The organism is Parvibaculum sp. (assembly GCF_030694575.1).
Taxonomy (GTDB): domain Bacteria; phylum Pseudomonadota; class Alphaproteobacteria; order Parvibaculales; family Parvibaculaceae; genus Parvibaculum.
This window is the reverse complement of sequence record NZ_JAUYUS010000029.1, coordinates 1-21,372: the sequence shown is the minus strand read 5'-3', so window position 1 is coordinate 21,372 and position 21,372 is coordinate 1. Positions and strand designations below refer to the sequence as shown.

Annotated in this window: 37 protein-coding genes and 1 pseudogene; 24 read left to right on the top strand and 14 right to left on the bottom strand. The window is 66.8% G+C overall.

Annotated elements, in window-relative coordinates; genetic code table 11:
* The 16 genes from Q8S60_RS05615 to Q8S60_RS05540 all read left to right on the top strand — a co-directional run.
* Nucleotides 1-621: hypothetical protein (locus tag Q8S60_RS05615; RefSeq protein WP_305668420.1), on the top strand; the 621-nt coding region annotated here is incomplete at its 5' end.
* Nucleotide 622: 1 nt separating this feature from the next.
* The gene (locus Q8S60_RS05610) at nucleotides 623-1,723 is read left to right on the top strand and encodes a phage baseplate assembly protein (protein ID WP_305278675.1); all 1,101 of its coding nucleotides are present in this window, start codon (nucleotides 623-625) and stop codon (nucleotides 1,721-1,723) included.
* A complete protein-coding gene (locus tag Q8S60_RS05605) occupies nucleotides 1,723-2,286 on the top strand; it encodes a phage baseplate assembly protein V (protein WP_305278676.1) in 564 nt (187 codons plus the stop codon). Before Q8S60_RS05610 ends, Q8S60_RS05605 begins: the two co-directional genes overlap by 1 nt.
* A 77-nt stretch (nucleotides 2,287-2,363) precedes the next feature.
* Complete coding sequence (locus tag Q8S60_RS05600; protein ID WP_305278677.1) at nucleotides 2,364-2,867, top strand: phage GP46 family protein; 504 nt, start codon at nucleotides 2,364-2,366, stop codon at nucleotides 2,865-2,867.
* 23 nt (nucleotides 2,868-2,890) lie between these two features.
* Nucleotides 2,891-3,985, top strand: a complete 1,095-nt coding sequence (locus Q8S60_RS05595) for a baseplate J/gp47 family protein (RefSeq protein WP_305278678.1) — start codon at nucleotides 2,891-2,893, stop codon at nucleotides 3,983-3,985.
* A gap of 10 nt (nucleotides 3,986-3,995) precedes the next feature.
* Nucleotides 3,996-4,619: a YmfQ family protein gene (locus Q8S60_RS05590; protein WP_305278679.1), complete on the top strand. Its 624-nt coding sequence runs from the start codon at nucleotides 3,996-3,998 to the stop codon at nucleotides 4,617-4,619.
* Between the two features lie 3 nt (nucleotides 4,620-4,622).
* Nucleotides 4,623-5,447, top strand: a complete 825-nt coding sequence (locus Q8S60_RS05585) for a hypothetical protein (RefSeq protein ID WP_305278680.1) — start codon at nucleotides 4,623-4,625, stop codon at nucleotides 5,445-5,447.
* A gap of 4 nt (nucleotides 5,448-5,451) precedes the next feature.
* Nucleotides 5,452-5,928: a tail fiber assembly protein gene (locus tag Q8S60_RS05580; RefSeq protein ID WP_305278681.1), complete on the top strand. Its 477-nt coding sequence runs from the start codon at nucleotides 5,452-5,454 to the stop codon at nucleotides 5,926-5,928.
* A 47-nt stretch (nucleotides 5,929-5,975) separates the two neighbouring features.
* A complete protein-coding gene (locus Q8S60_RS05575; protein ID WP_305278682.1) occupies nucleotides 5,976-6,134 on the top strand; it encodes a hypothetical protein in 159 nt (52 codons plus the stop codon).
* An 18-nt stretch (nucleotides 6,135-6,152) separates the two neighbouring features.
* Nucleotides 6,153-6,521: a hypothetical protein gene (locus tag Q8S60_RS05570; protein WP_305278683.1), complete on the top strand. Its 369-nt coding sequence runs from the start codon at nucleotides 6,153-6,155 to the stop codon at nucleotides 6,519-6,521.
* Between the two features lie 54 nt (nucleotides 6,522-6,575).
* Entirely contained in the window at nucleotides 6,576-7,100 is a 525-nt protein-coding gene (locus tag Q8S60_RS05565; protein WP_305668419.1) for a DUF5675 family protein, read from the top strand.
* A 3-nt stretch (nucleotides 7,101-7,103) separates the two neighbouring features.
* Nucleotides 7,104-7,502, top strand: a complete 399-nt coding sequence (locus Q8S60_RS05560) for a hypothetical protein (RefSeq protein ID WP_305668418.1) — start codon at nucleotides 7,104-7,106, stop codon at nucleotides 7,500-7,502.
* 123 nt (nucleotides 7,503-7,625) lie between these two features.
* Nucleotides 7,626-7,961: a DUF6527 family protein gene (locus Q8S60_RS05555; RefSeq protein WP_371134334.1), complete on the top strand. Its 336-nt coding sequence runs from the start codon at nucleotides 7,626-7,628 to the stop codon at nucleotides 7,959-7,961.
* 43 nt (nucleotides 7,962-8,004) lie between these two features.
* Nucleotides 8,005-8,376, top strand: a complete 372-nt coding sequence (locus Q8S60_RS05550) for a hypothetical protein (RefSeq protein WP_305278688.1) — start codon at nucleotides 8,005-8,007, stop codon at nucleotides 8,374-8,376.
* Nucleotides 8,364-9,197 (top strand): hypothetical protein, encoded by an 834-nt coding sequence (locus tag Q8S60_RS05545; protein ID WP_305668417.1) that lies wholly within the window; start codon nucleotides 8,364-8,366, stop codon nucleotides 9,195-9,197. Before Q8S60_RS05550 ends, Q8S60_RS05545 begins: the two co-directional genes overlap by 13 nt.
* Before the next feature lie 11 nt (nucleotides 9,198-9,208).
* Nucleotides 9,209-9,604: a hypothetical protein gene (locus Q8S60_RS05540; protein WP_305278690.1), complete on the top strand. Its 396-nt coding sequence runs from the start codon at nucleotides 9,209-9,211 to the stop codon at nucleotides 9,602-9,604.
* Nucleotides 9,605-9,783: 179 nt separating this feature from the next.
* Here the strand turns inward: Q8S60_RS05540 and Q8S60_RS05535 are convergent, their stop codons facing one another.
* The 11 genes from Q8S60_RS05535 to Q8S60_RS05485 all read right to left on the bottom strand — a co-directional run bounded on the left by Q8S60_RS05535 (nucleotide 9,784) and on the right by Q8S60_RS05485 (nucleotide 16,601).
* The gene (locus tag Q8S60_RS05535; RefSeq protein WP_305278691.1) at nucleotides 9,784-10,296 is read right to left on the bottom strand and encodes a hypothetical protein; all 513 of its coding nucleotides are present in this window, start codon (nucleotides 10,294-10,296) and stop codon (nucleotides 9,784-9,786) included.
* The gene (locus Q8S60_RS05530) at nucleotides 10,287-10,682 is read right to left on the bottom strand and encodes a hypothetical protein (protein ID WP_305278692.1); all 396 of its coding nucleotides are present in this window, start codon (nucleotides 10,680-10,682) and stop codon (nucleotides 10,287-10,289) included. Before Q8S60_RS05530 ends, Q8S60_RS05535 begins: the two co-directional genes overlap by 10 nt.
* A 126-nt stretch (nucleotides 10,683-10,808) precedes the next feature.
* The gene (locus tag Q8S60_RS05525) at nucleotides 10,809-11,252 is read right to left on the bottom strand and encodes a hypothetical protein (protein ID WP_305278694.1); all 444 of its coding nucleotides are present in this window, start codon (nucleotides 11,250-11,252) and stop codon (nucleotides 10,809-10,811) included.
* Between the two features lie 53 nt (nucleotides 11,253-11,305).
* The gene (locus Q8S60_RS05520; RefSeq protein WP_305668416.1) at nucleotides 11,306-12,958 is read right to left on the bottom strand and encodes a recombinase family protein; all 1,653 of its coding nucleotides are present in this window, start codon (nucleotides 12,956-12,958) and stop codon (nucleotides 11,306-11,308) included.
* On the bottom strand, nucleotides 12,955-13,305 hold the full coding sequence (locus Q8S60_RS05515) for a hypothetical protein (RefSeq protein ID WP_305278626.1): 351 nt from the start codon (nucleotides 13,303-13,305) through the stop codon (nucleotides 12,955-12,957). The genes Q8S60_RS05520 and Q8S60_RS05515 overlap by 4 nt, the downstream gene beginning before the upstream one ends.
* A gap of 128 nt (nucleotides 13,306-13,433) precedes the next feature.
* Nucleotides 13,434-13,664 carry a hypothetical protein gene (locus Q8S60_RS05510; protein WP_305278627.1) on the bottom strand — a complete coding sequence of 77 codons (231 nt, stop codon included), beginning with the start codon at nucleotides 13,662-13,664 and terminating at the stop codon, nucleotides 13,434-13,436.
* Nucleotides 13,661-14,074, bottom strand: coding sequence for a hypothetical protein (locus Q8S60_RS05505; RefSeq protein WP_305278628.1), 414 nt, complete (start codon nucleotides 14,072-14,074; stop codon nucleotides 13,661-13,663). Before Q8S60_RS05505 ends, Q8S60_RS05510 begins: the two co-directional genes overlap by 4 nt.
* Nucleotides 14,071-14,286 (bottom strand): hypothetical protein, encoded by a 216-nt coding sequence (locus tag Q8S60_RS05500; RefSeq protein WP_305278629.1) that lies wholly within the window; start codon nucleotides 14,284-14,286, stop codon nucleotides 14,071-14,073. Before Q8S60_RS05500 ends, Q8S60_RS05505 begins: the two co-directional genes overlap by 4 nt.
* On the bottom strand, nucleotides 14,283-14,546 hold the full coding sequence (locus Q8S60_RS05495) for a hypothetical protein (protein WP_305278630.1): 264 nt from the start codon (nucleotides 14,544-14,546) through the stop codon (nucleotides 14,283-14,285). Before Q8S60_RS05495 ends, Q8S60_RS05500 begins: the two co-directional genes overlap by 4 nt.
* Nucleotides 14,543-16,345, bottom strand: a complete 1,803-nt coding sequence (locus Q8S60_RS05490; RefSeq protein WP_305668415.1) for a ParB/RepB/Spo0J family partition protein — start codon at nucleotides 16,343-16,345, stop codon at nucleotides 14,543-14,545. Before Q8S60_RS05490 ends, Q8S60_RS05495 begins: the two co-directional genes overlap by 4 nt.
* A 40-nt stretch (nucleotides 16,346-16,385) precedes the next feature.
* Nucleotides 16,386-16,601: a hypothetical protein gene (locus tag Q8S60_RS05485; protein ID WP_305668414.1), complete on the bottom strand. Its 216-nt coding sequence runs from the start codon at nucleotides 16,599-16,601 to the stop codon at nucleotides 16,386-16,388.
* Between Q8S60_RS05485 and Q8S60_RS05480 the strand changes: the two genes are divergently transcribed.
* Nucleotides 16,591-16,878 carry a hypothetical protein gene (locus tag Q8S60_RS05480; protein ID WP_305668413.1) on the top strand — a complete coding sequence of 96 codons (288 nt, stop codon included), beginning with the start codon at nucleotides 16,591-16,593 and terminating at the stop codon, nucleotides 16,876-16,878. The genes Q8S60_RS05485 and Q8S60_RS05480 overlap by 11 nt on opposite strands.
* A gap of 72 nt (nucleotides 16,879-16,950) precedes the next feature.
* On the opposite strand, the gene Q8S60_RS05475 is transcribed toward Q8S60_RS05480, so the two are convergent.
* A complete protein-coding gene (locus Q8S60_RS05475; RefSeq protein WP_305668412.1) occupies nucleotides 16,951-17,205 on the bottom strand; it encodes a hypothetical protein in 255 nt (84 codons plus the stop codon).
* A 244-nt stretch (nucleotides 17,206-17,449) separates the two neighbouring features.
* Here Q8S60_RS05475 and Q8S60_RS05470 point away from each other — a divergent pair, with 244 nt between their 5' ends.
* Both Q8S60_RS05470 and Q8S60_RS05465 read left to right on the top strand, forming a co-directional pair.
* The gene (locus Q8S60_RS05470; protein WP_305668411.1) at nucleotides 17,450-17,857 is read left to right on the top strand and encodes a hypothetical protein; all 408 of its coding nucleotides are present in this window, start codon (nucleotides 17,450-17,452) and stop codon (nucleotides 17,855-17,857) included.
* 11 nt (nucleotides 17,858-17,868) lie between these two features.
* Complete coding sequence (locus Q8S60_RS05465) at nucleotides 17,869-18,465, top strand: hypothetical protein (RefSeq protein ID WP_305668410.1); 597 nt, start codon at nucleotides 17,869-17,871, stop codon at nucleotides 18,463-18,465.
* Here Q8S60_RS05465 and Q8S60_RS05460 read toward each other — a convergent pair.
* On the bottom strand, nucleotides 18,448-19,053 hold the full coding sequence (locus Q8S60_RS05460) for a LexA family transcriptional regulator (protein WP_305668409.1): 606 nt from the start codon (nucleotides 19,051-19,053) through the stop codon (nucleotides 18,448-18,450). The genes Q8S60_RS05465 and Q8S60_RS05460 overlap by 18 nt on opposite strands.
* A 92-nt stretch (nucleotides 19,054-19,145) precedes the next feature.
* Between Q8S60_RS05460 and Q8S60_RS05455 the strand changes: the two genes are divergently transcribed.
* From Q8S60_RS05455 to Q8S60_RS05445, 3 genes are read left to right on the top strand one after another with little or no spacing between them, the layout of a single operon-like run.
* Complete coding sequence (locus Q8S60_RS05455) at nucleotides 19,146-19,388, top strand: hypothetical protein (protein ID WP_305668408.1); 243 nt, start codon at nucleotides 19,146-19,148, stop codon at nucleotides 19,386-19,388.
* The gene (locus Q8S60_RS05450; protein WP_305668407.1) at nucleotides 19,389-19,595 is read left to right on the top strand and encodes a hypothetical protein; all 207 of its coding nucleotides are present in this window, start codon (nucleotides 19,389-19,391) and stop codon (nucleotides 19,593-19,595) included.
* Entirely contained in the window at nucleotides 19,595-19,858 is a 264-nt protein-coding gene (locus Q8S60_RS05445; RefSeq protein ID WP_305668406.1) for a hypothetical protein, read from the top strand. Before Q8S60_RS05450 ends, Q8S60_RS05445 begins: the two co-directional genes overlap by 1 nt.
* Here Q8S60_RS05445 and Q8S60_RS05440 read toward each other — a convergent pair.
* Nucleotides 19,821-20,036: a hypothetical protein gene (locus Q8S60_RS05440; protein WP_305668405.1), complete on the bottom strand. Its 216-nt coding sequence runs from the start codon at nucleotides 20,034-20,036 to the stop codon at nucleotides 19,821-19,823. The genes Q8S60_RS05445 and Q8S60_RS05440 overlap by 38 nt on opposite strands.
* 120 nt (nucleotides 20,037-20,156) lie before the next feature.
* On the opposite strand from Q8S60_RS05440, the gene Q8S60_RS05435 reads away from it, so the two are divergent.
* Together Q8S60_RS05435 and Q8S60_RS05430 are read left to right on the top strand one after the other, a co-directional pair.
* A complete protein-coding gene (locus Q8S60_RS05435; RefSeq protein WP_305278640.1) occupies nucleotides 20,157-21,170 on the top strand; it encodes a hypothetical protein in 1,014 nt (337 codons plus the stop codon).
* Nucleotides 21,167-21,372: pseudogene (locus tag Q8S60_RS05430) on the top strand (hypothetical protein); the annotation flags it as partial. The gene Q8S60_RS05435 and the pseudogene Q8S60_RS05430, both read left to right, overlap by 4 nt.

The window sequence follows — 21,372 nt, the reverse complement described above, 5'->3', positions numbered from 1 at the left end:
GGCCTGCGGGCCTCGCTTGCGGCGCTTCTCGCCCGCGTGGCGGCGGACCCGCTCGGCTTTTCCGGCGGCGGCGCAGGCGCCGTCCTTTCCATGCTCGACGGCGCACGCCGTGCGTCGGCCGCGCCGGAAACCGCGCTCGCGGCGCTGGAGGAGGTGCGGCTTTTCGCTGCGGCCGACATCCTGCCGCCATCGACGACGCCGTCCCGCGCCGTGCTGGCGGGCAATGCGGCGGCGCTCGACGCGATGATCGCGCGCGCATCGCTTGCCGCCTCGGCCCGCGCGGCAAGCGCCGTCGTCTTCGCCAGCTATGACGACGCCGTGGCACTCCGCACGCGGCTCACCGCCGCCATTGCCGATGCCGGCACGATCGCCGCCGATCGGGGCGAACATGAGACATGGCGCGCGCTGAAGGCGCTCTCCACCGCCGTCTCCGCCGACATCACGGCGCGGGGCGGCACGCTCGCCCGCATCGTTCCCTATGAAACCGGCCGCGCGCTGCCTTCCGTGGTGCTGGCGCACCGGCTTTACGGCGACGCCGCGCGGGCCGGCGAGCTCGAAAGCCGCAACAAGGCGCGGCACCCGCTCTTCATGCCCGTTTCGGGCCAGGCATTGAGCGCCTGACATGGCGGGCGAGGGCGCGGACCAGGATACCGGCGCGGTTCTTCGCGTCGACGGGCAGATTTTTGCCGGCTGGACCGGCTTCCGCGTTGAGCGCTCCCTGCGGCAGGGCGCCTCGACCTTCGAGCTGACGCAATCGGAGCGCTGGCCCGGCCAGGAGAGCTACTGGCCGGTCGCCGAAGGCGCGGCCTGCACGGTGGAACTGGCGGGCGAGCTGCTGCTGACCGGCTATGTCGACGACGTGATGCCGGGTTACGGCCCGGAGGAGCACGCGCTGCAGCTGGTCGGCCGCTCGCGGACCGCCGACCTCGTCGATTGCGCGGCGATCGTCAAGGGCGGGCAGTTCCGGGGCTATACGCTGGAGGCCATCGCCCGCGCGCTGGCGGCGCCTTTCGGAATCGATGTCGTGGTCGAGGCGGATACCGGCGCCGCCTTCCCCGACGTGCAGGTGAACCCGGGAGAGACCTGTTTTGCGCTCATCGAAAGACTGTGCCGCCTGCGCGCGCTTCTGGCATGCGACGACGCGGCTGGAAATCTCGTCCTTACCCGCGCTGGCGCGGGAAGCGCTGGCCGCGCGGGGCCGCTCGTCCAGGGCGTCAACATCCACCGCGCCAGCGCCCGCCTCTCCCATGCCGCCCGCTACTCCGAGTACATCGTCCGGGGCCAGCAGGCAGGCGGCGATCATCTCGGCGGGGCGCAGGCGGCTGGGCCTGCCGCCTCGGTGAAGGATGCGGCGGTGAAACGCTACCGCCCGCAGCTCGAAATCGCGGAGGAGCAGGCCGGCCCCGCCGACATGAAGCTCCGCGCGCAATGGGCGCAGCGTTTCGCCGCCGCCGACGGCGTCCAGGCGACGATCGCGGCACAGGACTTCAGGGACGGCAACGGCGCGATCTGGATGCCCGGCAAGGTCTCGGCGGTTTCCTCGCCCTGGCTGCGCATCGAACGCGACCTGCTGATCGTGAGCGCGGTCTGGAAGAAGGACGGCGAGGGCTCGGAAACCGAAATGACGCTGACGCCGCCCGATGCGCTGACGCCGGAGCCGGTGCCGCCATCGGTCGCATCGTCCGGCGCCGCGGGCGCGAGCGGCTGGAACGAGGTCGTCTGATGTCCGTCGCGCGCACCATGTGGAACCGGCTCGCGCTGATGCTGGCGCGCGGCATCCTCACAGCCGTCGACGATGCGAAAAAGCTGCAGGTGGTTTCGGTCGACCTGCTGGCGGATGAAAGCCGCCCGCTGGAAAATTTCCAGACCTACGGCTTGACGGCAAATGCGCCGGACGGGCTCGAAGTGCTGGCGGCCTTTCTCGGCGGCGACCGCAGCCACGGCATCGTCGTCGCGGTCGGCGACCGGGTCTACAGGCTGAAGGGCCTCCGGAAGGGCGAGGTCGCGCTTTACGACGATCTCGGCCAGAAGGTCCATCTGACGCGCGACGGCATCGCGGTGGAAAGCCCGACCGAGATCCTCGCGACGGCGCCGCTCGTCCGCGTTGTCGCGGCGGACAGGGTGCGGATGGAGACGCCGCTGCTGGAAGTGACCGGCGAGATCAGGGATCTCTGCGACCTGCCGGAAGGCCGCACCATGTCGGCGATGCGCGGCACCTTCAACGCGCATACCCATGCCGAAAACGACAATGGCGGCCCGACCGCCGTGCCGAATTCGGAAATGTAACCAAGCGAGCGATCGAGCGTGGGCACGGGCGAAGTCCGGCCGAAGTCCGGCCGAAGTCCGGAATGAGCGGGGAATAAATGGGCGATATCCGTGCGCGCTGGAACGCAGACAAGGGAAGCGTCGACTGGGAGGTTGTTGCGGGCGCGCTTGCAAGCGGCGGCGATCTCGAAACCGCCGTGCTGCTTTCGCTCTTCACCTGGGCTCGCGCAAGGGAAGACGACATCCTGCCGGACGGACGCCCGGCCCGCGCCGCCGCCGCCGACCGCAAGGGCTGGTGGGGCAATCTCGACGGCGAAGCCCTGCACGGCCAGCGCGAGATCGGCTCGCGCCTCTGGCTGCTCGCGCGGGAAACGCGCAGCGAGCGCACAAGGACGCGCGCCGCCGATTATGCGCGCGAGGCGCTGCGCTGGCTTGTCGCCGACAACATCGCCGCCGCCGTTCACGTGACGGCCGAATGGCAGGGCGCGGGCGATGGCGGCGACAGGCTTGCGCTGCTCGTCTCCGTCATCGACCGCGAAGGCGCGACGATCTTCGACCGGCGTTATGCCTGGGCCTGGGCGGAGCTTGCCGAGGCCGCCTGATTTTCCAGTCACGGGAGTATTCAATGCCGCATCGCGTGCCGAACCTGACGGAGCTGCGCGCCCAGGCGCGCGACGATTACCGCGCGAAGCTGCCCGGCGCCGACAGTCTCCTCCCAGTGTCGAATCTCCGCGTCGTCGGCGACGTGCAGGCGGAGCTCGTCTATGGGCTCTACGGATACCAGCTTGCCGTGGTGCGCGACCTGATGCCCGACACGGCGGAGGACGAATGGCTCGAACGCCGCGCCGCGACGAAAGGCATCTTCAGGAAGCCCGCCGCCGCGGCGTCCGGCACCGTGCTGTTGACCGGCACGGAAGGCGCCGGCGTCGATGCCGGCGCGGAGCTGCAGACGAAAAGCGGCGTCGTGCTCGCCGTCGCCGAAGGTGTCGTGCTCGGCGCCGGCGCAACACCCTGCACGGTCGAGGCTGCCGTCGCGGGCGCGGCCGGCAATCTCGATGCCGGCACCGCGCTTTCCTTCCGCACCGCGATTTCCGGCGTCGACGCCGATGCCGTGGTGGCGGCGGGCGGCATCGCCGGCGGCGCCGAGGCCGAGCGCGACGACGCCTTGCGCGCCCGCTATCTGGACCGCCTGCGCGAGCCGCCGCAAGGTGGCGCGCTCGGCGACTACCGGCAATGGGCGCTCGAGGTGCCGGGCGTCACCCGCGTCTGGCCCGCCCGCGCCGAGATGGGACCGGGCACGGTCACGGTCCGCTTCATGATGGACGAGGTGCGGGCGGACGATGCCGGCATTCCGCAAGGGACCGATGCGTCGGATTATGCGGCGGGCGATGGCGACCAGCAGATCGTCTTCGATCATATCTCCGAGCTCCGTCCGCTCGGCGCCGATGTCTTCGTGGTCGCGCCGGTGCCCGTGCCGCTCGATGTCGAGATCGCGGACCTTCATCCCGACACGCCCGCCGTGCGCGCGGCGATCTTGTCCGAGCTCGCCGACATGCTTTACCGCGATGCGGAGCCGGGCGGCACCATCCGCCTGTCGCGTATCGGCGAGGCCGTATCGGTCGCGACGGGCGAGGGTCACCACACACTCGTCGCCCCCGCCGCCGACGTGACGCATGGGGCGGGCGAGATCGCCGTGCCCGGCGCGCTCTCCTTCGAGTGAGAAGAATGACATGAGCGGCAGCGATTATTGCGGCATCGGGCCCGAGGATTATCTCGACCAGGCACTGGCCCTGCTGCCCGAGGGTCCGGCCTGGCCGGCGGAGCGCGATGCGGTTCTCGCCGCGTTCTGGCGGGCGACCGTCGCCTCGCTCGCCCGCGCGCATGAGCGCATGTGCGGCCTCCTGCCGGAAAGCATTCCCTGCTTCGCGCTCGACCTGCTGCCCGACTGGGAGCGCGTCTACGGCCTGCCCGATCCCTGTCTCGGCGGCGAGGGCCAGACCTTGCAGGAGCGCCAGCTCGCGCTCTGCGCGAAGGACACCGCGCAGGGCGGCCAGTCGAAAGCCTATTTCGAGGCGGTCGCGGCCTCGCTCGGCTACGAGGTCGAGATCGAGGAATACCGGCCCTTCATCTGCGGCCTGTCGCAATGCGGCATCACCCAGCTCGGCGGCCCGGAACTGCGCTTTCTCTGGCGCGTCGCCGTGCCGGGCGCGCGCGTCACCTGGTTCCGCTGCGGCCTCTCCGAGCTCGGCATCGATCCTCTCGCCAAGATCGCCCGCGCGGAGGATCTCGAATGCCGCTTCGAGGCGCTGCAGCCCGCCCACACCACCATCCTGTTTTCCTACGAAGGGGCTTGAGACATGCAATATATTCCGCCGATCAACGGCGACACGGAAGATCCGGACAGGCCTTATATCAACGCCGATCCCGCACTCAGCATCCAGGGCTCGATCCCCCCCGCGGCGGCGATCGAGCATCCGCAACGCGAGCTGATGGCGCTGATCGATGAGGCGGGTCTCGATCCGGACCCGGAAGACCTGACGCAGGTGGCTCAGGCGGTGGCGGTGCTGATCGGCGAGGCCATCGCGGATCTGGTCGCATCCTCGCCCGCCGCGCTCGACACGCTGAACGAACTCGCCGCCGCGCTGGGCAACGATGAAAATTTCGCGACCACCATGACCAATGCGCTGGCGCAGAAGCTCGGCCTCGCCGGCGGCACGCTGACGAATTTCCTGACGCTGCATGCCGACCCGACGAATGCGCTTCACGCCGCGACGAAGGCATATGTCGACACCGTCGTCATCACGCCGGACGCGACGACGAGCGTGAAGGGCAAGGCCGAGATCCTGACCGATGCCGAATTCGTCACCGGCACGGATTCCTCGCGCTTCGTGGTGGCGTCGAATTTCATCAAGACGCTGGGTACCACCGGCCGCATCCTTTTTCCGGGCGGCTATCAACTCAAATGGGGCACGACGGGCTCGCTCGCCGCGTCGGCCGTTTCCAACATCGTCTTCGCCGATGCCTTCCCGACCGCGATTTATGGCGCCCTCGCCGGCCCGATCGTCGCGACGAACACCGTCGCCGAGCAGTCGGCGGCCCAGACGCCGACGACCACGGGATTGACGATCCGCAACTCGAGCGGCGCAACCAACACCTATTTCTGGCTGGCATGGGGAAGATAAGATCATGACAAAATTTTTCAGCGCCACGACGGGCGGCTTTCACGATTCCGAAACGCACGGGCAACGCCGCATTTCGATTCCCGACCCGGCCTGGACGCGGCCCCATCTGGAGGCGGTTCACCCCTCGATCGAAATCGACAATCCGGATTGTCTCCTGCCGCCCGATGCGGTCGAGATTTCGGACGAGACCCATGCCGCGCTGCTGGCCGCGCTTGCCGAAGGCAAATGGATTGCGGCCGACGCGAACGGGCTTCCCGTGGCGATCGACCCGCCGCCGCCTTCGCCCGAAGAACAGGCCGGGGAAGCGCGCCGGCAGCGCGACCGCCTGCTCGCCGCATCGGACTGGACGCAGTTGCCGGATGCGCCGCTGGACGAAGCGGCGCGCGCTGCGTGGCAGGGCTACCGCACGCTGCTGCGCGCCGTGCCGGAGCAGGAGGGGTTCCCGGCTTCGATCGACTGGCCCGCCGCGCCGGGCGCGTAGGCGCACGGCGTGCGCCGGGACAGGGGGCGGGGCAGGGAGGTCGACGCATGAAGCGACAAATCGAGCGCGTCAAGGCCGTGCGCCCGGAAGACGGGTTGAAGGCCGTCGATCCGGCGGGCTGGCGGGCGCCGCCGCGCCGGCGCGACTGGATCGAGTACGCGGTCATCGCCGGCATGATGGTCGCGGCGGCGTATTTATTCGGCTGAGCGGGGGGCGGGGGGCTCATGAACTGGATCGAGAACGCAGCCGAATGGTTGTGGAGCGCGCTCGCGCTCATCGTTTCGTCGATCGCTTTCGCGGTTTTCGCGGGCGCGATGACCAAGCATTCACTCGACGTGCTGTCGGGAAAGCATCGCTGGTTCGGGCTCGCCTGGAAGGTGCGGATGATCGCCGGCGTTTCGCTCTCGATCCTGGCATATGGCGCGGTCGAGAGCTTCGGCCTTTCCGGCTGGACCGCCAGCGCCATCGCCAATCTGATCGGCTTCGCCGGTATCGAGATCGTGCTGCAGCTCGCGCTGCTGAGGCTGCGCGCGCTGGGTTTCGTCAACGAGTTGCCAGCGAAAGAGGGCGAGCGGGAAAAGGGGCAGGCCTGAATCGGCCCCTATCGCCAACCCAAACCATGTCCTTCACATACCCGGAGAAACCCGATGCATCTGCGTCTCGACAGGACGGCGAGCGACGCACAGTCGACGCTTGGCAAGCTCTATCTCCGCGATATCGAAGGCGCGCCCGGGGAAGGCGAGACCTGGCGCTTTCTGTGCTGGACCTGCGAGGACGAGCATCGCGACGAGAAGGTGATGCACGAGACGCGCATTCCCGTGCCGCCTGAGGCGCCGCCGCATCGGGGCGTCTACCGTCTCGCGCTGAAGCCGAAAGGCTCCAGCCGCTTCGATGCGGGCTACACGAAACGCTTCGGCGAGATGCATGCCGGCATGATCGAGCTTCGCGACGTGCCGGGCTTTACCGGCGTGCTGATCCATATCGGCAATACCGAGCGCGACACCTCCGGCTGCATCCTGCTCGGCACCCAATGGGGCCATGACGAGCGCGGCCATTACAAGGTGGTCTCGTCGGAGGCCGCCTATCGCCGCGTCTATCCGATCCTCCGCGACGCGCTGCTGGCGGGCGAGGAGGTGACGCTCGGCATCCGGGATATCGACAGGAAGGGATAGTTCATGCTCGACATCATTCCGCCGCAGTACCGGATGCTCGCGCTGGCGGCGGCGTTTGCCTTCGTCGCCACCGCCGCGTTCGGCTCGGGCTGGACCGCGAATGGCTGGCGGCTCGGCAAGGGCGCGGCCGAGGACAAGGTGGCCGCCCTTACCGGCGCGATCGAGACGCTGACAGGCCGCATCGATGCCGCCGCCGATCGCGGCAAGACACTTGCCGGCAACCTGGCCGCGCTCGAGCGGCAGACGTCGGGCCTCAAAGAGGAAATCAGAAATGTCCTTCCGGAAGACGATCGCGCTTGCGATTACCCTGCCGCTCTGCGCGGCGTGCTCAACCGTGCCTCAGGTTATCCCGTGCCCGACCTCGACGCCCCTCGTCCACGAGGAGCGCCTGGCCGAGAGTAAGGGCGGCGGCATACCGCGCGAGGAGATGGCAGGCGAAGCGGCCGGCGCGCGCAAGAGCCATGAAAGCCTGCGCCTCCGCTTCAACTCTCTCGTCGACGACGTGGCGACGTGCCGGTGACCATGATGAAGACGGGCATTCTCCGGCGCGGCGGCGACCGTTTGATGTTCTGGTGTCCCGGTTGCGACGGCGCGCACGCGGTTCGGGTCGGCGCCGGGCCGGGCCCGCGCTGGGGCTACAACGGCAATCCGGAGCGGCCAACATTCACGCCGTCAATTCTTGTCAGAGGCACGCGGCCCCTCACCGACGATGAGGCCGAGCGGATCATGCGCGGTGAAACGGTGAAGCCCGAACCGAGCGTGTGTCACTCCTTCGTCCGCGACGGACATATCCAGTTTCTGTCCGACTGCACGCACGCGCTGGCGGGGCAAACCGTCCCGCTTTCCGATTTCGACGTTTAAGCCCTCGCGCACGCCGTGCGCTTTTTGACCGGAGAGAAACGACATGACGGCAAAGGCACTTGAGAACGCGGTGGCGCTGGCGGCGGCGGATATAGACGACGATCGCGCGGCCGGGCCGTGGTGGCCCGCGGGGCCTTTCCGCGAGGGTAATGCCGTCCGCCAGATCTTCGGCTCGGGCGGCCTCGACGGCGGCACCGTCACGCTCGAAGCCTGCATGAACGACCACACGGAAAACCCGAACGAGGAGGGTTTCGCGCCGGCGGCGGGCACCGTGATCCCGGTCGCGCTGGGTGACGGCGCGGCGCTCGACCTTGCCGACGTCCATTCTGCCCTCGTCATCACCCGCGCGCACTGGCTGCGTGTCGTGGTGACGGGTGCCGGCGCCGTGCTCGACACGAAGTGGTGGCTGAAGTGAGTGCAGGCCTGCCGCTGCCGGTCGCCGTCGCCTCGCGGCTGATTCCGGGGCTCGGCGCACGGCGTGCGCCGGCCGGGCCTCCCGGCCTTTCGCCCTACGACACCGCAGGCCTCGCCCTGGCCTACGACCTGCTGATGCCGGGCAGCGCCGTTTACGACGGAAGCGATCGCGTCGAGCGGCTGGTGAACTTTTCCAGCATCGCCAATTGCGACGCCACGCAGGCGTCCAACAGCTTCAAGCCGGTCTACGAGCCGACCGGCCTCAACGGGCGCCCCTGCATCAAGGCCGATGGCGGCGGCGATTTCATGGATCTCGGCGGCGGCGCCTTGAGCCTCACCCAAAACATCGCCGCCTGGACGGAAATTTTCGTCGGCCAGACGACCAGCACGGCAGGCGCCACGGTCAGGTGGGGCTTTTCGACCAACGGCAATGTCACTCGCATCGCGCTCGGCATCAACGCGGGGCAGGAGCGCATATTGCAGCGCCGCCTCGATACGGACGGCCAGACCGTCACCTTTCTCGGCGCCCGCGCCACCGGCATTTACGTCTCGTCGCGCGACGTGAACTTCGCCACGGGCCTTCTGCGCGGCTGGGACAATGGCGCCGCACTGACCCCGGCCGGGTCCGGGCCTTCGGGCGGCAATACGAGCAACACCGCCAGCACCCGCGCGCGGCTGTTTGCGAACCTCGCGGAGAGCCCGGGCGGCCCGGCAAGCTTCCGCCTCGGCGCCCGCTATTGCTGGCCCCGCCTTCTCACCGACGACGAACGAAACGGCATCACCCAGCGCCTCGGGTTTTTGTGGGGCCTCACCGTCAGCTAAGGAAAAACGCAATGTCGAATGCTTATGTCGCGTGGGTCACCACGCCCGCCCTCAAGGCGGCGACCAACGAGATCATCAACCTCATCTGGAACCAGCCGATCGGCACGAACTCCTTCGGCCGCGACCTCAACACGAGCGGTTCGCACCTCGATCCGGTCGAACTCGTGGCGGCGCATCCCTCCCTCAGCTCGGAGGAAGCCGTCGTGTTCGACAACCTTCTCGACAACATGCCGGTGCCGGAGGGCGGCTGGCCGTTGATGGACGGTGAAACCGTGGTGTTGACGGAAGCGGACGCGCTCGTGGCGGCGGAGGCGTTCCACTTCTACCGGACGAACGATCCGAACGCCAACAACCTCGCCTATGCGGCGGCGGCGAACGGAATGCAGGTGATCGAGTATCCGGAATAGGGTCATTTCCGAATCGGCCGCTTTCATGGGCGGCCGGTAGCGGCGGGTTCCCTGCCGTTGCCCTTCCCGGGCGTTTCCCCGCACACTTCCCCGCCGCCCTCACGGGTGGCGGGGCTTTTTTTGTGTCACCCCTCCAGTCGCTCACGCCCCGCCAATTCGGAGTGTGCGACTTTTTCGTTTCAGGTTTCGCGCGTCGCCTCTTTGTAGCTGTCGCCGAGCGCGGCGATCGCGTCTGCCGCCGCCTCCAGCCACTTCGCGTGTTCGCCTGACCGGACTTCGTCGATCCATTCGATTTCGCAGAGGAGTGTTTCGGCGTCCACCGAATAGACGATTCCTGAGAGCACGTCGGCTGGCTCCTCTTCCGGCATTGGCAGTCCGTCGTCGTCGCATGCGACGATTCTGGCGACAAAGCGCGGTTCCTGCAGATGCGCGATATATTCGCGCTGGCGTCCGTCCGCGGAGATTGCATCGCCATTCAGCCATTCGTCGCGCGGCCAAGGCGCGAGATCGCGGGCTCGGGTCCAGTCGTCGAATTTTGCGTCGACCCAACCCGGCACCTCGTCGGCCTTAATCCAGCGCCGCACTGTGCGCGGCTCCACACCGAGACGATGGGCGATCGTGGTCTGCCAGCCGACCGCCGAACGCAGCAATGCAATCGCGGCTGTTTGAAAATCCGTCGCGTTCATAGCCATGCCTCATCTTTGCGCGCCTGCCGCGCGGCGCGGGCGGCGTCGCCGCGGCCGTGCTTTTTATCGAGCGCTGTGCGCCGCGCGGCCTCATCGGCCCAGGGCTTGCGGCTTGTGCCGTTGCGATAGACGTTGCGGCCCTTCCGTGTCGTCATCGAGCCCGCGGTCAGCGGCTGGTAGCCGTCGCTGGCGAGGATTTCGAGGGTGAACGTGTGCTGCTGTTTCGCGGCGCCATAGCTATCCTTCACGACGCGGGCGGCGATCTCGCGTTCGCCGAGGAATTTCGGCTTACGGAAGGAGCCGCCGAAGACGGCTTCGCTGAACAGGATTTCGTCGCCGACACAAACGTCGCCGGTCGCGGGGATGGAATAGAGATCTTTGTGGACTGTCATGGCGGGCTCCCTGCCTTGCTGCCGGGCGGGCTTAGTGCCCTTCCCTGTCCTATCAAGATAGGACAGGAGAATGCCGGGTGCAAGAGGCCGGGTCCGTTTTTTCCGCCTCAAACGAGGGCGGGCGCGTCACGCCTTGAATACCCGCTTGCGGCCCTTCGGCCGGGGATGCGGGTCCGGCACGGGCTCGAAGCTGTAGTCGATGCCGCCCGCCGGGACGCGGTCGCTGACGGGCCCGTATTGTTTCGGCGGCGGGGCGATGCGCGGGATCGTGTCGCCGCGCCAGAAGGTCATGGCACGCGCGGTCACGCAGTCGCAGCGGCCGCATTTCTTGCAGCGCAGCCAGGGGCGGAGATCGGCAAGCCGCGTTTCTTCGGACGGTCCGTCCTTGAGGGCCAGCAGCCGCTCGGGGCGCAGCTCGACGATGCGCGGATTGCAGGCGCATCTCACATGCAGCACCCGGCCGTGGTCGAGGCAATCGCCGATAGTCGCGATCGCGCCCGCGCGCGGCAGAACAGCCTTGCCGTCGAAGATCGCGATCGGGAGTTTGCGGGGCTGGGCGTCGTCGGACATGAGCGGATCATAGGGAGAACATCCGCCACGGGGCAAGCCCCCGCCCGCGCCTGTCAGGCGCTGAAACGAAGGAAAAAGCGCGGTTCCCCGCCGTGTGCGGAACGGCCGTAACGGGCCTCCGCTACCACCACGCCGCATGACACGCCGTTCGGCCAGGCGCCGGGGCCGAGCAGCGCGGTCAATCTTCCCTTTACTTCGATATGGATGCCGCCGTCGCGGGCCGGGTCGGGGTGCAGCGTCACGCTTTCGACGAGATCGCGCAGCGCGGCCGCCGCGTCTCCGTCACCGCCGGCGAGTCCCCTGCCCAGCGCCCGGCCGAGCGTGTCGAGCTGCTCGCGGTAGCGGGCCATGACGACCGGGTGGAGCGCGACGACATTGACGGGCGCGGCGAGGGTGGCGAGATCCGCCTCGATCGCCGTCTTCTCTTTATAAAGCGCTGTGGAGCGGGGACCGAGCACGGCCGGGTCGCCCGCACCCTTGGCGATGGCGTCGACCAGACGGTCGATCTCGCGCGCAAGCGCCGCGGCCTTCTTCTCCAAGGACGCACGGCGTGCGCCGGCGCCGGCGGCGAGGCGCTTGCGCTCCTCGTGATAGGCGCGGACATATTCGGCGATGACGGCCGGATCTTCGAGTTCGGCGCGGAGCCCGCCCAGCACCGCCTTCTCCACCGTGTCGACATAGAAGCTGCGCGGGGCGGGGCAGGAGCGGCTCTCGCGGTGGCGCGAACACATTACCCTTGTGCGCTTCGTCCTGTCGCCGCCGTAGGTGCTCATGCCGCCGCCGCAGCCGCCGCAGCGCAGCAGCCCGGAGAGGATGCGTTTCGGGCGCTGCTGAAGGCGCGGCGCCACGCCGGCCCTTCCTTCCTTCATGGCCTGCACCGCGTCGTAAAGCGCCGCATCGACGATCGCGAGATCCGGTGCGGCCGTCACCTGCCATTCGCTTTCGGGGTTCGGCCGCGAGACGCGGCGGCCCGTCTCCGGGTCCTTCACCATGCGGAGCCGATTCCAGACGAGGCGTCCGGCATAGAGCGGATTGCGCAATATGCCGTTGCCGCGCGTGGCGCTGCCATTGATGGTCGAGGCGTTCCAGGCGCGGCCGCGCGGCGGCGCGATGCCTTCCGCGTTGAGCGCATGCGCTATGGCGCGCGGGCTCTGGCCGCCGGTGAAGCTTTCGAAGATGCGGCGGACGATTGCCGCTTCCTCCTCGACGATGACGCGCTTGCCTTTCGCCGCCGGGTCGGCCGCATAGCCATAGGCGCTACCGCCGCCAGAGAGACCGTCGCGCACGCGGCCCGCCATGCCGCGTCTGATCTTGTGGGCGTTGTCCTCGCGGTAAAGCTGGCCGATGAGACCGCGCAAACCCACCAGCATGGTGTTGACCTGGCCTTCATGGACGGCGCGGATCTCGATGCCGGCAAAGGTGAGGCGCTTGTGAAGGCCGGCGAGATCCTCCATGTCGCGCGAGAGTCGGTCCAGTGCCTCGACCACCACGACCTCGAAGCCGCCATCCTTCGCCGCCTCCATCATCCGCATCAGTCCGTCGCGGCCGAGAACGGAGCCGCCGGAGCGCGCGCGATCCTCGAAGCGGGCGGTGACGGAAAGCCCCTCGCGCGCCGCATAGGCCTCGCACAGCGCCACCTGATCCTCGATCGAGCGTTCGGATTGAAGGTCGGTGGAGAAGCGGGAATAGATGGCGGCGCGTGTCATGCGCGCGGGTTAATACAGATATCGGGGTTATCAATCGGCTGGAGCGTGCCATCGGGCATTTGCGCGAAGTGATGCATCTGATCGGGATCGGCATAAACGCGCTTGTCGCCCGGTTCATTCCGGCTGATCGTGTAGACATCTCTGTCCGGGTACTGACTTTTAACAGTCCAAGCGCCCCACGCCGCCCCTGTCTTCGACGACAGGAACGCCTGTTCGACGGTCTCATATATCGTCGGCCAGCCGAAAGGGTAGGCATCCCGCAAATCGGAGCCAAACACGTCGAGGCACTGGCCGATTTTCATGGTGTCGCAAAGACGGTCAATCTCTGCGCGTGTTCGATTTCTCATCGATGCCTCCCTTGGCGCTCGCCGCCTCGTGATCCTCCCGCGCCGCCTGCCGGGCAAGCGCGCGGGCGAGGCGAAGGATGGCCTCGTCGGGCATTTTGCGCAAGGCAGGGGTGGCGGGGCGCGGCATATCAGTTGACTTGAAGCGGGAAGGTCATGGTCGGGTCGCGCTCGCCCTCGGCCCAGTCGGCCAGTGCCGCGCGGGTCGCCTCCCATTCGCCGGAGCAGACGGCATGCGCCTCGTCACCATCGAAGAGAAACAGCGCCACCGGCAGCCGCTCGCCAAGCACCTCTGCGATCCGCCTGTCGACATGGCGCATCAGTTCCTGCTTGAGCGCGGCGATCTGCTCGGCGCGGGTCATAATGTCGAGCCCTTCCGCCCCATCCGCGCCTCGATCGCGGGATGCCGTTTCGACATAGCCTCTTCCAGATAGGCGATATCGCGGGCCGCCTCCGTGAGCCGGTTGCCGTAGAAGGTTTCGATCCAGCCATGATCGAACCAGGTGCGACCCCGCGCTGTGCCGAATTTCGCGAGTGGATTTTCCGCGGTGTCGCACAGGCACACCTGCACTGTTTTTCCGGCTAGGCGGAACCTCCGCTCCAGTTCCACTGCCTCCGACGGCTTGTGACATATGACGCGGTCGCCATCCCGGGCGGCGTCGACAAGCTGCGCCGTGCGGCCGGTGCGACGGCTGTAATTCTGCCACGTGGTGACAAGCGTCCTGATCTGGATTCCGATTCCGTAAATGTCGATATGGTTGCTGGTGCTCACGATCCGCTTCCTTTCTCCGCGAGAAAGAGGTCGGCGATCCGCTGGCTGCCGGCGGCGAAGGCGATGTTGGCCGCGTGCTGCATGCAGGTGTCGATCGCGGCCTGTGTCCTTGCCCGCTCCAGATCCCGCGCGCGACGTAACGGGTTCGTTTCCGTGATGTCCGCCTCGGCATCGCGCATCGCCCCGGCGACCTGTCCGAAGAGGGCACTCATGCCAACCGGCCTTTCGAGGCCGCACAAATGCGCGCGAAGCTGGCCGCATCGATTTCTTCGATTTCGCGAAGCAGCTTCCGGTTCCGCTCGACGGCTTCCTGAAGATCCTTGCGGTCGATGTCGAAGCGCAGGCCTTTCGGGTGCCGTAGAACGCTTTCCATGATGCGCGTGACGTCTTCGAGGGTCGCTGCGAGCGCGCCTGCGCGGGCGGAGTGATTGTCCATGCCGATGGTTCGCTCGCGTTCTTGGGTGGCGCTCATGCCGCTTCCTCCTCATCCTCGATGTCGTCGTCTTCGTCCGGCTCCGGAATGAGATGCGGCGGCACCGGCACGCCGAGCTTTTCCGAGAGGGCGATGTCGCTGCCGGCGAGGGTGTTGAGGCGGTGGAGGGTGCAGCGGCTCGCTTCGAGCTGCACATACAGCTGGATCACCGACCAGTCGTCCTGCCGGTCGAGCCAGTCGTCAAGGAAGGCGGCGTCGAATTCGCCGATGATGCCGAGATGTTCGGCCAACGGCACTTCTTCCAGGGGCACGTCGTCGGGCATTTCATCCATGATGAAGGGATGGCCCGTCGCTTCCCGCAATATCCTCAGCGTGGCGGGCAGGTTCTCCGGCAGAAAGGTATCGAGATGCTCCGGCCGCCACTGGGCGCTTTTGCCCGTGAGGCCGAGCAGGATCTCGCGGCGGAAATAATCGCCCGGATTCGACGGTACGGCCGCGAGCATGTCGCGGAGCCATTGCCGCGTCGCCTCGGTTTCCGCTTCCTCCCTTTTCCGCGCAATCTCCTGCTCCAGTTCGATCTGTGCCGGATCGCGCTCCTCCTCTTCGTCGTCGTCGCCCGCCAATGCTTCGGGTCGCGGACAGACGCCGCGCGTAACCTCAATCTTCCAGGACCATTTGCCGATATAGACGAAGGCGTGCTCGTTCTTGCCCGTCTCGGTTCTCTGCCATCCTCCCCATTCGAACTGCTTACCGGCGGGCAGCAGAGTCACGGCAACAAGCTCTCCGCTTTCTTCCAGTTCCTTCACGCGCTGCGCCGCCGCTTTGTGCTGCAGCTTCATGAAGGCCTTCACATCGGCAAAAACGCGGCTCGTGCCGCTGCCGATAAACTCGCCCTTGTATTGCGCGAGATCGAATGCGGCCTTGCCGATTTCGGGTTTGTTTCTCTTCGCCGCTTCTCGGAGTTCCGTCGCCGTGAATTCGCTCTGGACGGCATCTGTCAGCAGATCGTTCTGGTCGGCCTCGTTGGGTGTCGACATGATGGCGCGGGCCTGCTCCAGCGTAATCTTGCCGCCGGCGAGCGCCTCGCGGGGCAGGGGCGCCAGCCGCTCGATGAGCTGCAGCCTGTCCTGCACCGTGCGCTGCGCGATGCGGCAGGCTGTGGCGATCTTCTCCGTGTCCCAGCCGAGCGCCGTCAGCGCCTTGAAGCCCTCGGCCTCCTCGAGCACCGGCACGTCCTGGCGCTGCAGGTTCTCGATCAGCGCGAGGGCGCGCGCCTCGGCATCCTTCAGCCGCAGCACGAGGCAATTGACGCGGAAGCTGTCGTCGATACGGTTCTGCTCGCGCAGGCTCATCAGCGCGGCATAGCGACGCCCGCCGGAATTGATCGTGTGGACGCCCTTCCTGTCCGCCTCGCGCACGACGAGGTTCTGCAGCACGCCGCGCTCCGCGATGCTTTCGGCGAGTGCGGCAATGTCTTCCGGGTCGAAGCTCTTGCGGTAATTGTCCGGGTTCGGGCGGAGCCTGCCGAAGGGAATGGCCACGATGCCGGCTGCCGCCTCGCCATCGTGGCGCATCCCGGCTTCCGCCGGGACAGGCGCCGAGTGCGCCACAGGAATCTCGATGCCTTCCTTTTCCAGCAGCGCGGCGAGCTTGCCGCCCGGCAGGGCGGCGGCGCATTTCGCCCAGTTGTCGTCCGTCATGTTGCCGACATCCTTCACCGCCTCGCGGATGCGGCTGTCGCTGACGCCGGCGGCCTGTCCGAGCGCGCGGTAGGAGAGGCCCGCCTTTTCGCGGTCCGCCTCCAGCGCCGTCACGCGGGCCTTCTGCTTCTTGTCCATGTGTCGTTCCCTGGTTGATGGCACACTTGCGTAGCGCCGGTTATTCACCGCCGCGCGGCGACAGCAGGTTTGAGAGATGTGCGGCCTGTTCAGGCGTCAGTTCGAAACGGGCGGCGCGGACGCCGTCGATCTCCACTTCGATCAGGACCTTGCCGGCCTCGAGCGGCGTCACGCGGATGCCCTCAAGGAATGCCCGCCATTTCGTGATACCGTTGTCCTGGACGAGGCATTGATGGGGTGGGGGTATGTCAGCCATAGACACAATTCTCCGTACGCTTGAGCAATGGCCGCTGTGGAAGCGCATGACACAGGCGCCGGCGCGGCTCGATGAGCTGGAAAAGCGGGTCGCCGCGCTGGAGGCGCGCGCCAAGGGCGGCGCCGTCGACGCCTGCCCGCTCTGCGGCGGGGAGATGAAGGTGGTCAGCGTCATGCCGCACCCCACCTTCGGAACGTTCGGCATTCAGCAGCACAGCCTGGCCTGCCAGAGCTGCACTCATTCCGAAAAACGGAAGGTCGATCCAAACAAGAGCTAGACGCATTGCCGTCTCCTCGGTTGATGGCGCACGCCGTGCGCCGGTGGGTTGCCGCCGCGTGGCGGCAAAACTTCAGGCGGTGCGCCAGCAGCGGATGCCGTCCGGCGTCTGGCGGGTGTGGAATGTCATGGAGGCGGGCTCGCCGGACGTGGTGGCGAACTTGCGCGCCGCCGCCGCGACGCTCTGGCGGCGGCGCATGCGCTCCGCCGCGTCTTTCGCCGGCACGAAGAAGCTGTCGCCGGGCTGCATGTCGCCGAACGGATAGAGGCGCGCGTTCGGCCGCGTCTCCGCCGGTATCTCGATGCCGTGTTCGACCTTGAAAACCATGTGTCGTTATTCCCCATGTCTCTGTTCCGCCCCGGGGTGGCCCGCCCGCCGGGAGGAGGTGGCGGGCGGGCCGGGGGGGCAGGTCACGGCGCACGCCGTGCGCCGATGGAGACATATTTGCGATGATCGCAAATTAAGGTCAAGCGGAAACTTGCGATAATCGCGAAAACATCGGTATCTGTCGCCTTGCCGGGGTCTGAGCGCGTATAAGAAAACGTGACAAACGGGGCAAAAGGGGGTGGCGATGATGGATTTTCTGCTCTGGTCGCTGGCCGCGCTTTTTGGCGCGGCGGTCATCGGCGGCGTGGTGAAGGCCTTTCTCGCCGAGCCCGTAAACATGGCTCCGGATGATCGCGACCCGCCGCGCCGGGCCTTTCCGACTGTTCAGCGCGGCGTGACGCTCGACTACGTAGACGGAGAGGGTCGCCCGAGCGTTCGGCCAGTCGTCATCGAATGGATCGAGCGCACCTACGAGGATGACTACATGCTCCACGCCTATTGCAAGACGCGGAAAGCCCGCCGCACTTTCCGCCTAAGCCAGGTTCGTCGGATCGTTTCGCGCGATGGAACTTCTTATGACGACACGCGGCGGTTTTTTGTCGACAAGGCGGGGGCCGATGTGTCGGAATTCGCAGTGTCTGAAAGCGACTGACGGGGGGAAAGATGACGGACAAAGCTGAAACTGTGGCGAATCGTCTGGAACGCGGGATTTTTCTCGGCGTAAGAATTGTGGTCGGCGCCGTCGCGGCTCTGGCGCTGGCGGCGCTGCTCGTTTCGGGGTTTGCACTGGTGGGCCAGGCCGGTTCTGCCGGCGTTACCTACGGGGAGGTCCAGGCGGCCATCGAGTCGGGAGCCGCCCCCGCTGACGACAAGGCCTCGCCGCGCGCGGACGCTGGCATTGCACTTCCGCCACGCGTCGATCACTGGTTGAACGACGACGACAACATGGACGTGCTCAACGGATGGCTATCGGAATATCCCAAAATCGAGGAGCGCAGGGAGTTTCTCGAGAATCTCGAATACATCATCGTCGAAGCGGAGAAGCGCGGCGACGATGTCATCGAGAGTATAAACGCTTTCAGCACTGTGAAGCTGACGCAAAAGGATGCAGCCCCATTCGCAACCTACGAGTCGGCGGCGAGATCGGCGGCGGCGATTGCAGGCATTGTTGCTTCGTTGGCAATTCTGATTGCCGCGGCCCTGCTTCTCGTGGTGCTTGCGATCGAACGAAATACCCGACCTTCACATCCGGATCATTGAGAGGCCGACGCGGCCGACGATCTTCGGCTCGTTGTCGGGGAAGATCGGTTCGTGGGTCGGGTTAGTCGACACCGGTTCGAAGCGCGTCGGGCCCGGGCGATAGCGTTTATAGGTTGCGTTGCCATCTTCATCGGCGATGACGTAGCAGGCGTTCGGGACGAGCTTCCTGTCCTTGCGATTGACGAAGATGATGCTGTCGGGCGGCGAGATGCGATCCATTGAATCGCCCTGTACCTGAAGAGCGATCCAGTCGCCTTTCGGAATCTCTGGCGCTCTCAGCATCTCGCGTGTGTCCGCAGCGAAATGCTCCTGCATCATCTGCCCGGCACTCACCCATGAAATGAGAGGCACCACGGGAGCCGGCGGCGCGGCGAGGTCGAGAACGTTCTCGCCAAAAAACTCCTGCATCGCCAAAAGCTCATGCGCGCGGATGTCCCGGCTTTCCTTGCGCCCGCTTGCATTCAGCATTCGCGTGATCGCGTCGGGGCGCACCTTCAGGTGCGCGGCCAAAGCGACCTTGGCGCCGTGTCCGCGTTTCTTCAATTCCGCCTGAAGCCAAAGGCGTATCTGACGATCAGGGTCGTTCATGCGCGCATTCTTGCGAATGGCGCAAAAACCGCTATCGCGAAGATCGCAAATTTCGCTTGACCGATACTCGCGAAAATCGCAAATATCGGGGTATGAGCGAGAATCATCTGCATCCGGCGAAAGCCGTCATAGCGAAACTCGGCGGGCCAGAGGCGGTCGCGACGGTCACGGGCAAACACATCTCGCGGGTCTATCGCTGGATGTACAGCAAGGAACGTGGCGGCACCGGCGGCGTCATTCCTCAACGTGATGCCGAAAAGCTGCTTGCGCATGCGGAGCGGCAGGGCGTCGACCTGCACCCCGGCGACTTCTTTTCCAAAGAGGAGGCAGCCTGAATGACGCGGAGCTTTCCTCATTACACCGCCCGCCGCCCCGATCGCGACGCCCGCGCGAAATCCCTGCAGGAAGCCGCGCGGCAGGGAATGGACTGGCAGGAGATCGCCGTCCAAAGGCGGCACGAATGCGAGGCGCGGGCAACGCTCGGCTTTTCGCCGCCGCGCCCGCGCGGTTCCGACAATCCCGACGAAGGAGAACCTGCGTGATGGACCAGATTTCCCCCGCCGATATTTCCCGCATCGTCATCTTGCCGCCCGTGCCGGGCGCAACTGCCTCGCGCAGCTGGAACGTTCGCGCGTACCGGCGCGGCGAGAACCGCTTCCCTGAAGAAAGCTATGCCTGCACCGGCGAGAACGCCGCGCTGCGCACAGCCGCGCTTCTGCTGGCGGGGGACAAGGTCGGCTCGCGCGATTGCCTTGGCGCGGCGGCGCTCACCGAAACGGGAGGTCGCCCTCATGCAGCTCGTTGAGCTCGATCTGCACGAGATGGTCGGCGCCCTTTGCGTCACGCGGGCCGCGATTCTTGACGCGGTAGAAGATGAGCGGCACCGCCGCCTCGGTGCAGCCGAAGGTGATTTCGGCTTCCGCGCTGTAGCTGGAAAGCTGCTCGCGCAAATCGCCGACCGTGATCCTGTGACCGTTGGGCATTCGAATGTCTCCTTGCTGGTTTGCAACATCAAGGTAGACGGCGGCGGGGAGGGCGTCGAGTCAGCCATCGGCTCTCTCCCCGTTTGTTCCGCACACGTTTCTTTCGAGGAGGCCGCCTGAATGGCCGATCTTCTCGCCTATCCCCTCGACGACACGAAGCGGTACCGGCTGGCGCGGGCGGCCGCCGGCGCCCGCTCGTCGCGCGATGCGCGCACGATCGGCTTCTGTGTCGAGCTGCTGGACGATCTGATGGCTTCGCGGCCGGGGATCGAAGGCGAATACCCCGCGCTCGCTCTCGCGCGCTGGATGACCGATGCCAACGCCCTCCTGAATTCCATCAAGCTCAAACCCGCGCAAGTCCGCATGGATACCTCCGTCACCGAACGGTGCCTCCAGATCAAGGGTCTTGTCTCGGAAGCCGAGCTGCACTGCCTCCCGGCGATGGATATCGCGCGGAGGGAAAACGACGCGCTGGCGGAACGGCTGATCGCACGGGCCGAAGCGGACGCCGCGACCCCTCCCCAAATCGTCTCCGGCGATTTGACCCTCCCACAGGGGGAGGGCGGGAAGGGAGGCGCACGCCGTGCGCCGCGCCTCCTGTTCGAGTCCACGCCGGGCGTCGAAAACCACGCGGTGCGCGAGCGGTTCCTGAAGCCCGCCACGCTCTCGCATGACCTCGTGCTGCGGGAAGACTGGCCCGATTGGGCGGAAGCGGCTTGCACGGACTCCCCCGAAAACGGCTCGGCCCAAAGCGGCTGGCCCGTCTTCGAACACCCCACGCTCTCCGCGGCCGGTCCCGATGGTCCGCGTGCTGGCGCGGCGGGGCCGGTACCCCACTCGGCCGGGCGGTGTGCTGTCCGCCTGGCCTTGGCCGGTCTCGCCGCTGCTCTCTTCGCCCGCCTCGTGTCGCGCTTCCGGGCGCTGCTGCCCGATCCGCTGGCCGGCCTGTTTCACGAATCCCGTCGCTCGCCGCACGCCCGCAACCCCAAGAAGAACCCAAAGAACAACAATGCCGGTTTCACCGAAGGCACCATCGCGCCGCACCGGCCGCGCGTCATGCGGAAAAACCGCGACGATTTCCACGCGGGTCAGCTTCATGCCGGCACGCCTTTCGACGACGGGAGCGCGGCATGAACGGGCGCTTCCACAGCGACGCGAGCTACCGCGCGCTGAAGGCGGCGACGCGGATGCTGGTGCGCGATGCCGGCGGGCTGGAACTCGCGGCGAAGGTGACGCGGGTCGAACGCTCGGCGCTCGGCAGTTACGAGAATCCGGACAGCCCGCGCTTCGTGCCCGCCGATGTCGCGCTCGATCTCGAAGCGGCGAACGGTGCCCC

Coding starts and splice junctions, on each gene's coding strand:
- Q8S60_RS05585 (WP_305278680.1), top strand. CDS start 4,623: ATGCAATATATTCCGCCGATCAACGGCGACACGGAAGATCCGGACAGG.
- Q8S60_RS05575 (WP_305278682.1), top strand. CDS start 5,976: ATGAAGCGACAAATCGAGCGCGTCAAGGCCGTGCGCCCGGAAGACGGG.
- Q8S60_RS05600 (WP_305278677.1), top strand. CDS start 2,364: ATGGGCGATATCCGTGCGCGCTGGAACGCAGACAAGGGAAGCGTCGAC.
- Q8S60_RS05485 (WP_305668414.1), bottom strand. CDS start 16,601: ATGGCTGACATACCCCCACCCCATCAATGCCTCGTCCAGGACAACGGT.
- Q8S60_RS05440 (WP_305668405.1), bottom strand. CDS start 20,036: ATGCCCAACGGTCACAGGATCACGGTCGGCGATTTGCGCGAGCAGCTT.
- Q8S60_RS05570 (WP_305278683.1), top strand. CDS start 6,153: ATGAACTGGATCGAGAACGCAGCCGAATGGTTGTGGAGCGCGCTCGCG.
- Q8S60_RS05525 (WP_305278694.1), bottom strand. CDS start 11,252: ATGTCCGACGACGCCCAGCCCCGCAAACTCCCGATCGCGATCTTCGAC.
- Q8S60_RS05555 (WP_371134334.1), top strand. CDS start 7,626: ATGAAGACGGGCATTCTCCGGCGCGGCGGCGACCGTTTGATGTTCTGG.
- Q8S60_RS05475 (WP_305668412.1), bottom strand. CDS start 17,205: ATGGTTTTCAAGGTCGAACACGGCATCGAGATACCGGCGGAGACGCGG.
- Q8S60_RS05605 (WP_305278676.1), top strand. CDS start 1,723: ATGTCCGTCGCGCGCACCATGTGGAACCGGCTCGCGCTGATGCTGGCG.
- Q8S60_RS05520 (WP_305668416.1), bottom strand. CDS start 12,958: ATGACACGCGCCGCCATCTATTCCCGCTTCTCCACCGACCTTCAATCC.
- Q8S60_RS05490 (WP_305668415.1), bottom strand. CDS start 16,345: ATGGACAAGAAGCAGAAGGCCCGCGTGACGGCGCTGGAGGCGGACCGC.
- Q8S60_RS05455 (WP_305668408.1), top strand. CDS start 19,146: ATGAGCGAGAATCATCTGCATCCGGCGAAAGCCGTCATAGCGAAACTC.
- Q8S60_RS05510 (WP_305278627.1), bottom strand. CDS start 13,664: ATGACCCGCGCCGAGCAGATCGCCGCGCTCAAGCAGGAACTGATGCGC.
- Q8S60_RS05565 (WP_305668419.1), top strand. CDS start 6,576: ATGCATCTGCGTCTCGACAGGACGGCGAGCGACGCACAGTCGACGCTT.
- Q8S60_RS05470 (WP_305668411.1), top strand. CDS start 17,450: ATGATGGATTTTCTGCTCTGGTCGCTGGCCGCGCTTTTTGGCGCGGCG.
- Q8S60_RS05465 (WP_305668410.1), top strand. CDS start 17,869: ATGACGGACAAAGCTGAAACTGTGGCGAATCGTCTGGAACGCGGGATT.
- Q8S60_RS05560 (WP_305668418.1), top strand. CDS start 7,104: ATGCTCGACATCATTCCGCCGCAGTACCGGATGCTCGCGCTGGCGGCG.
- Q8S60_RS05445 (WP_305668406.1), top strand. CDS start 19,595: ATGGACCAGATTTCCCCCGCCGATATTTCCCGCATCGTCATCTTGCCG.
- Q8S60_RS05460 (WP_305668409.1), bottom strand. CDS start 19,053: ATGAACGACCCTGATCGTCAGATACGCCTTTGGCTTCAGGCGGAATTG.
- Q8S60_RS05500 (WP_305278629.1), bottom strand. CDS start 14,286: ATGAGTGCCCTCTTCGGACAGGTCGCCGGGGCGATGCGCGATGCCGAG.
- Q8S60_RS05610 (WP_305278675.1), top strand. CDS start 623: ATGGCGGGCGAGGGCGCGGACCAGGATACCGGCGCGGTTCTTCGCGTC.
- Q8S60_RS05535 (WP_305278691.1), bottom strand. CDS start 10,296: ATGGCTATGAACGCGACGGATTTTCAAACAGCCGCGATTGCATTGCTG.
- Q8S60_RS05495 (WP_305278630.1), bottom strand. CDS start 14,546: ATGAGCGCCACCCAAGAACGCGAGCGAACCATCGGCATGGACAATCAC.
- Q8S60_RS05480 (WP_305668413.1), top strand. CDS start 16,591: ATGTCAGCCATAGACACAATTCTCCGTACGCTTGAGCAATGGCCGCTG.
- Q8S60_RS05580 (WP_305278681.1), top strand. CDS start 5,452: ATGACAAAATTTTTCAGCGCCACGACGGGCGGCTTTCACGATTCCGAA.
- Q8S60_RS05595 (WP_305278678.1), top strand. CDS start 2,891: ATGCCGCATCGCGTGCCGAACCTGACGGAGCTGCGCGCCCAGGCGCGC.
- Q8S60_RS05540 (WP_305278690.1), top strand. CDS start 9,209: ATGTCGAATGCTTATGTCGCGTGGGTCACCACGCCCGCCCTCAAGGCG.
- Q8S60_RS05450 (WP_305668407.1), top strand. CDS start 19,389: ATGACGCGGAGCTTTCCTCATTACACCGCCCGCCGCCCCGATCGCGAC.
- Q8S60_RS05515 (WP_305278626.1), bottom strand. CDS start 13,305: ATGAGAAATCGAACACGCGCAGAGATTGACCGTCTTTGCGACACCATG.
- Q8S60_RS05435 (WP_305278640.1), top strand. CDS start 20,157: ATGGCCGATCTTCTCGCCTATCCCCTCGACGACACGAAGCGGTACCGG.
- Q8S60_RS05550 (WP_305278688.1), top strand. CDS start 8,005: ATGACGGCAAAGGCACTTGAGAACGCGGTGGCGCTGGCGGCGGCGGAT.
- Q8S60_RS05590 (WP_305278679.1), top strand. CDS start 3,996: ATGAGCGGCAGCGATTATTGCGGCATCGGGCCCGAGGATTATCTCGAC.
- Q8S60_RS05530 (WP_305278692.1), bottom strand. CDS start 10,682: ATGACAGTCCACAAAGATCTCTATTCCATCCCCGCGACCGGCGACGTT.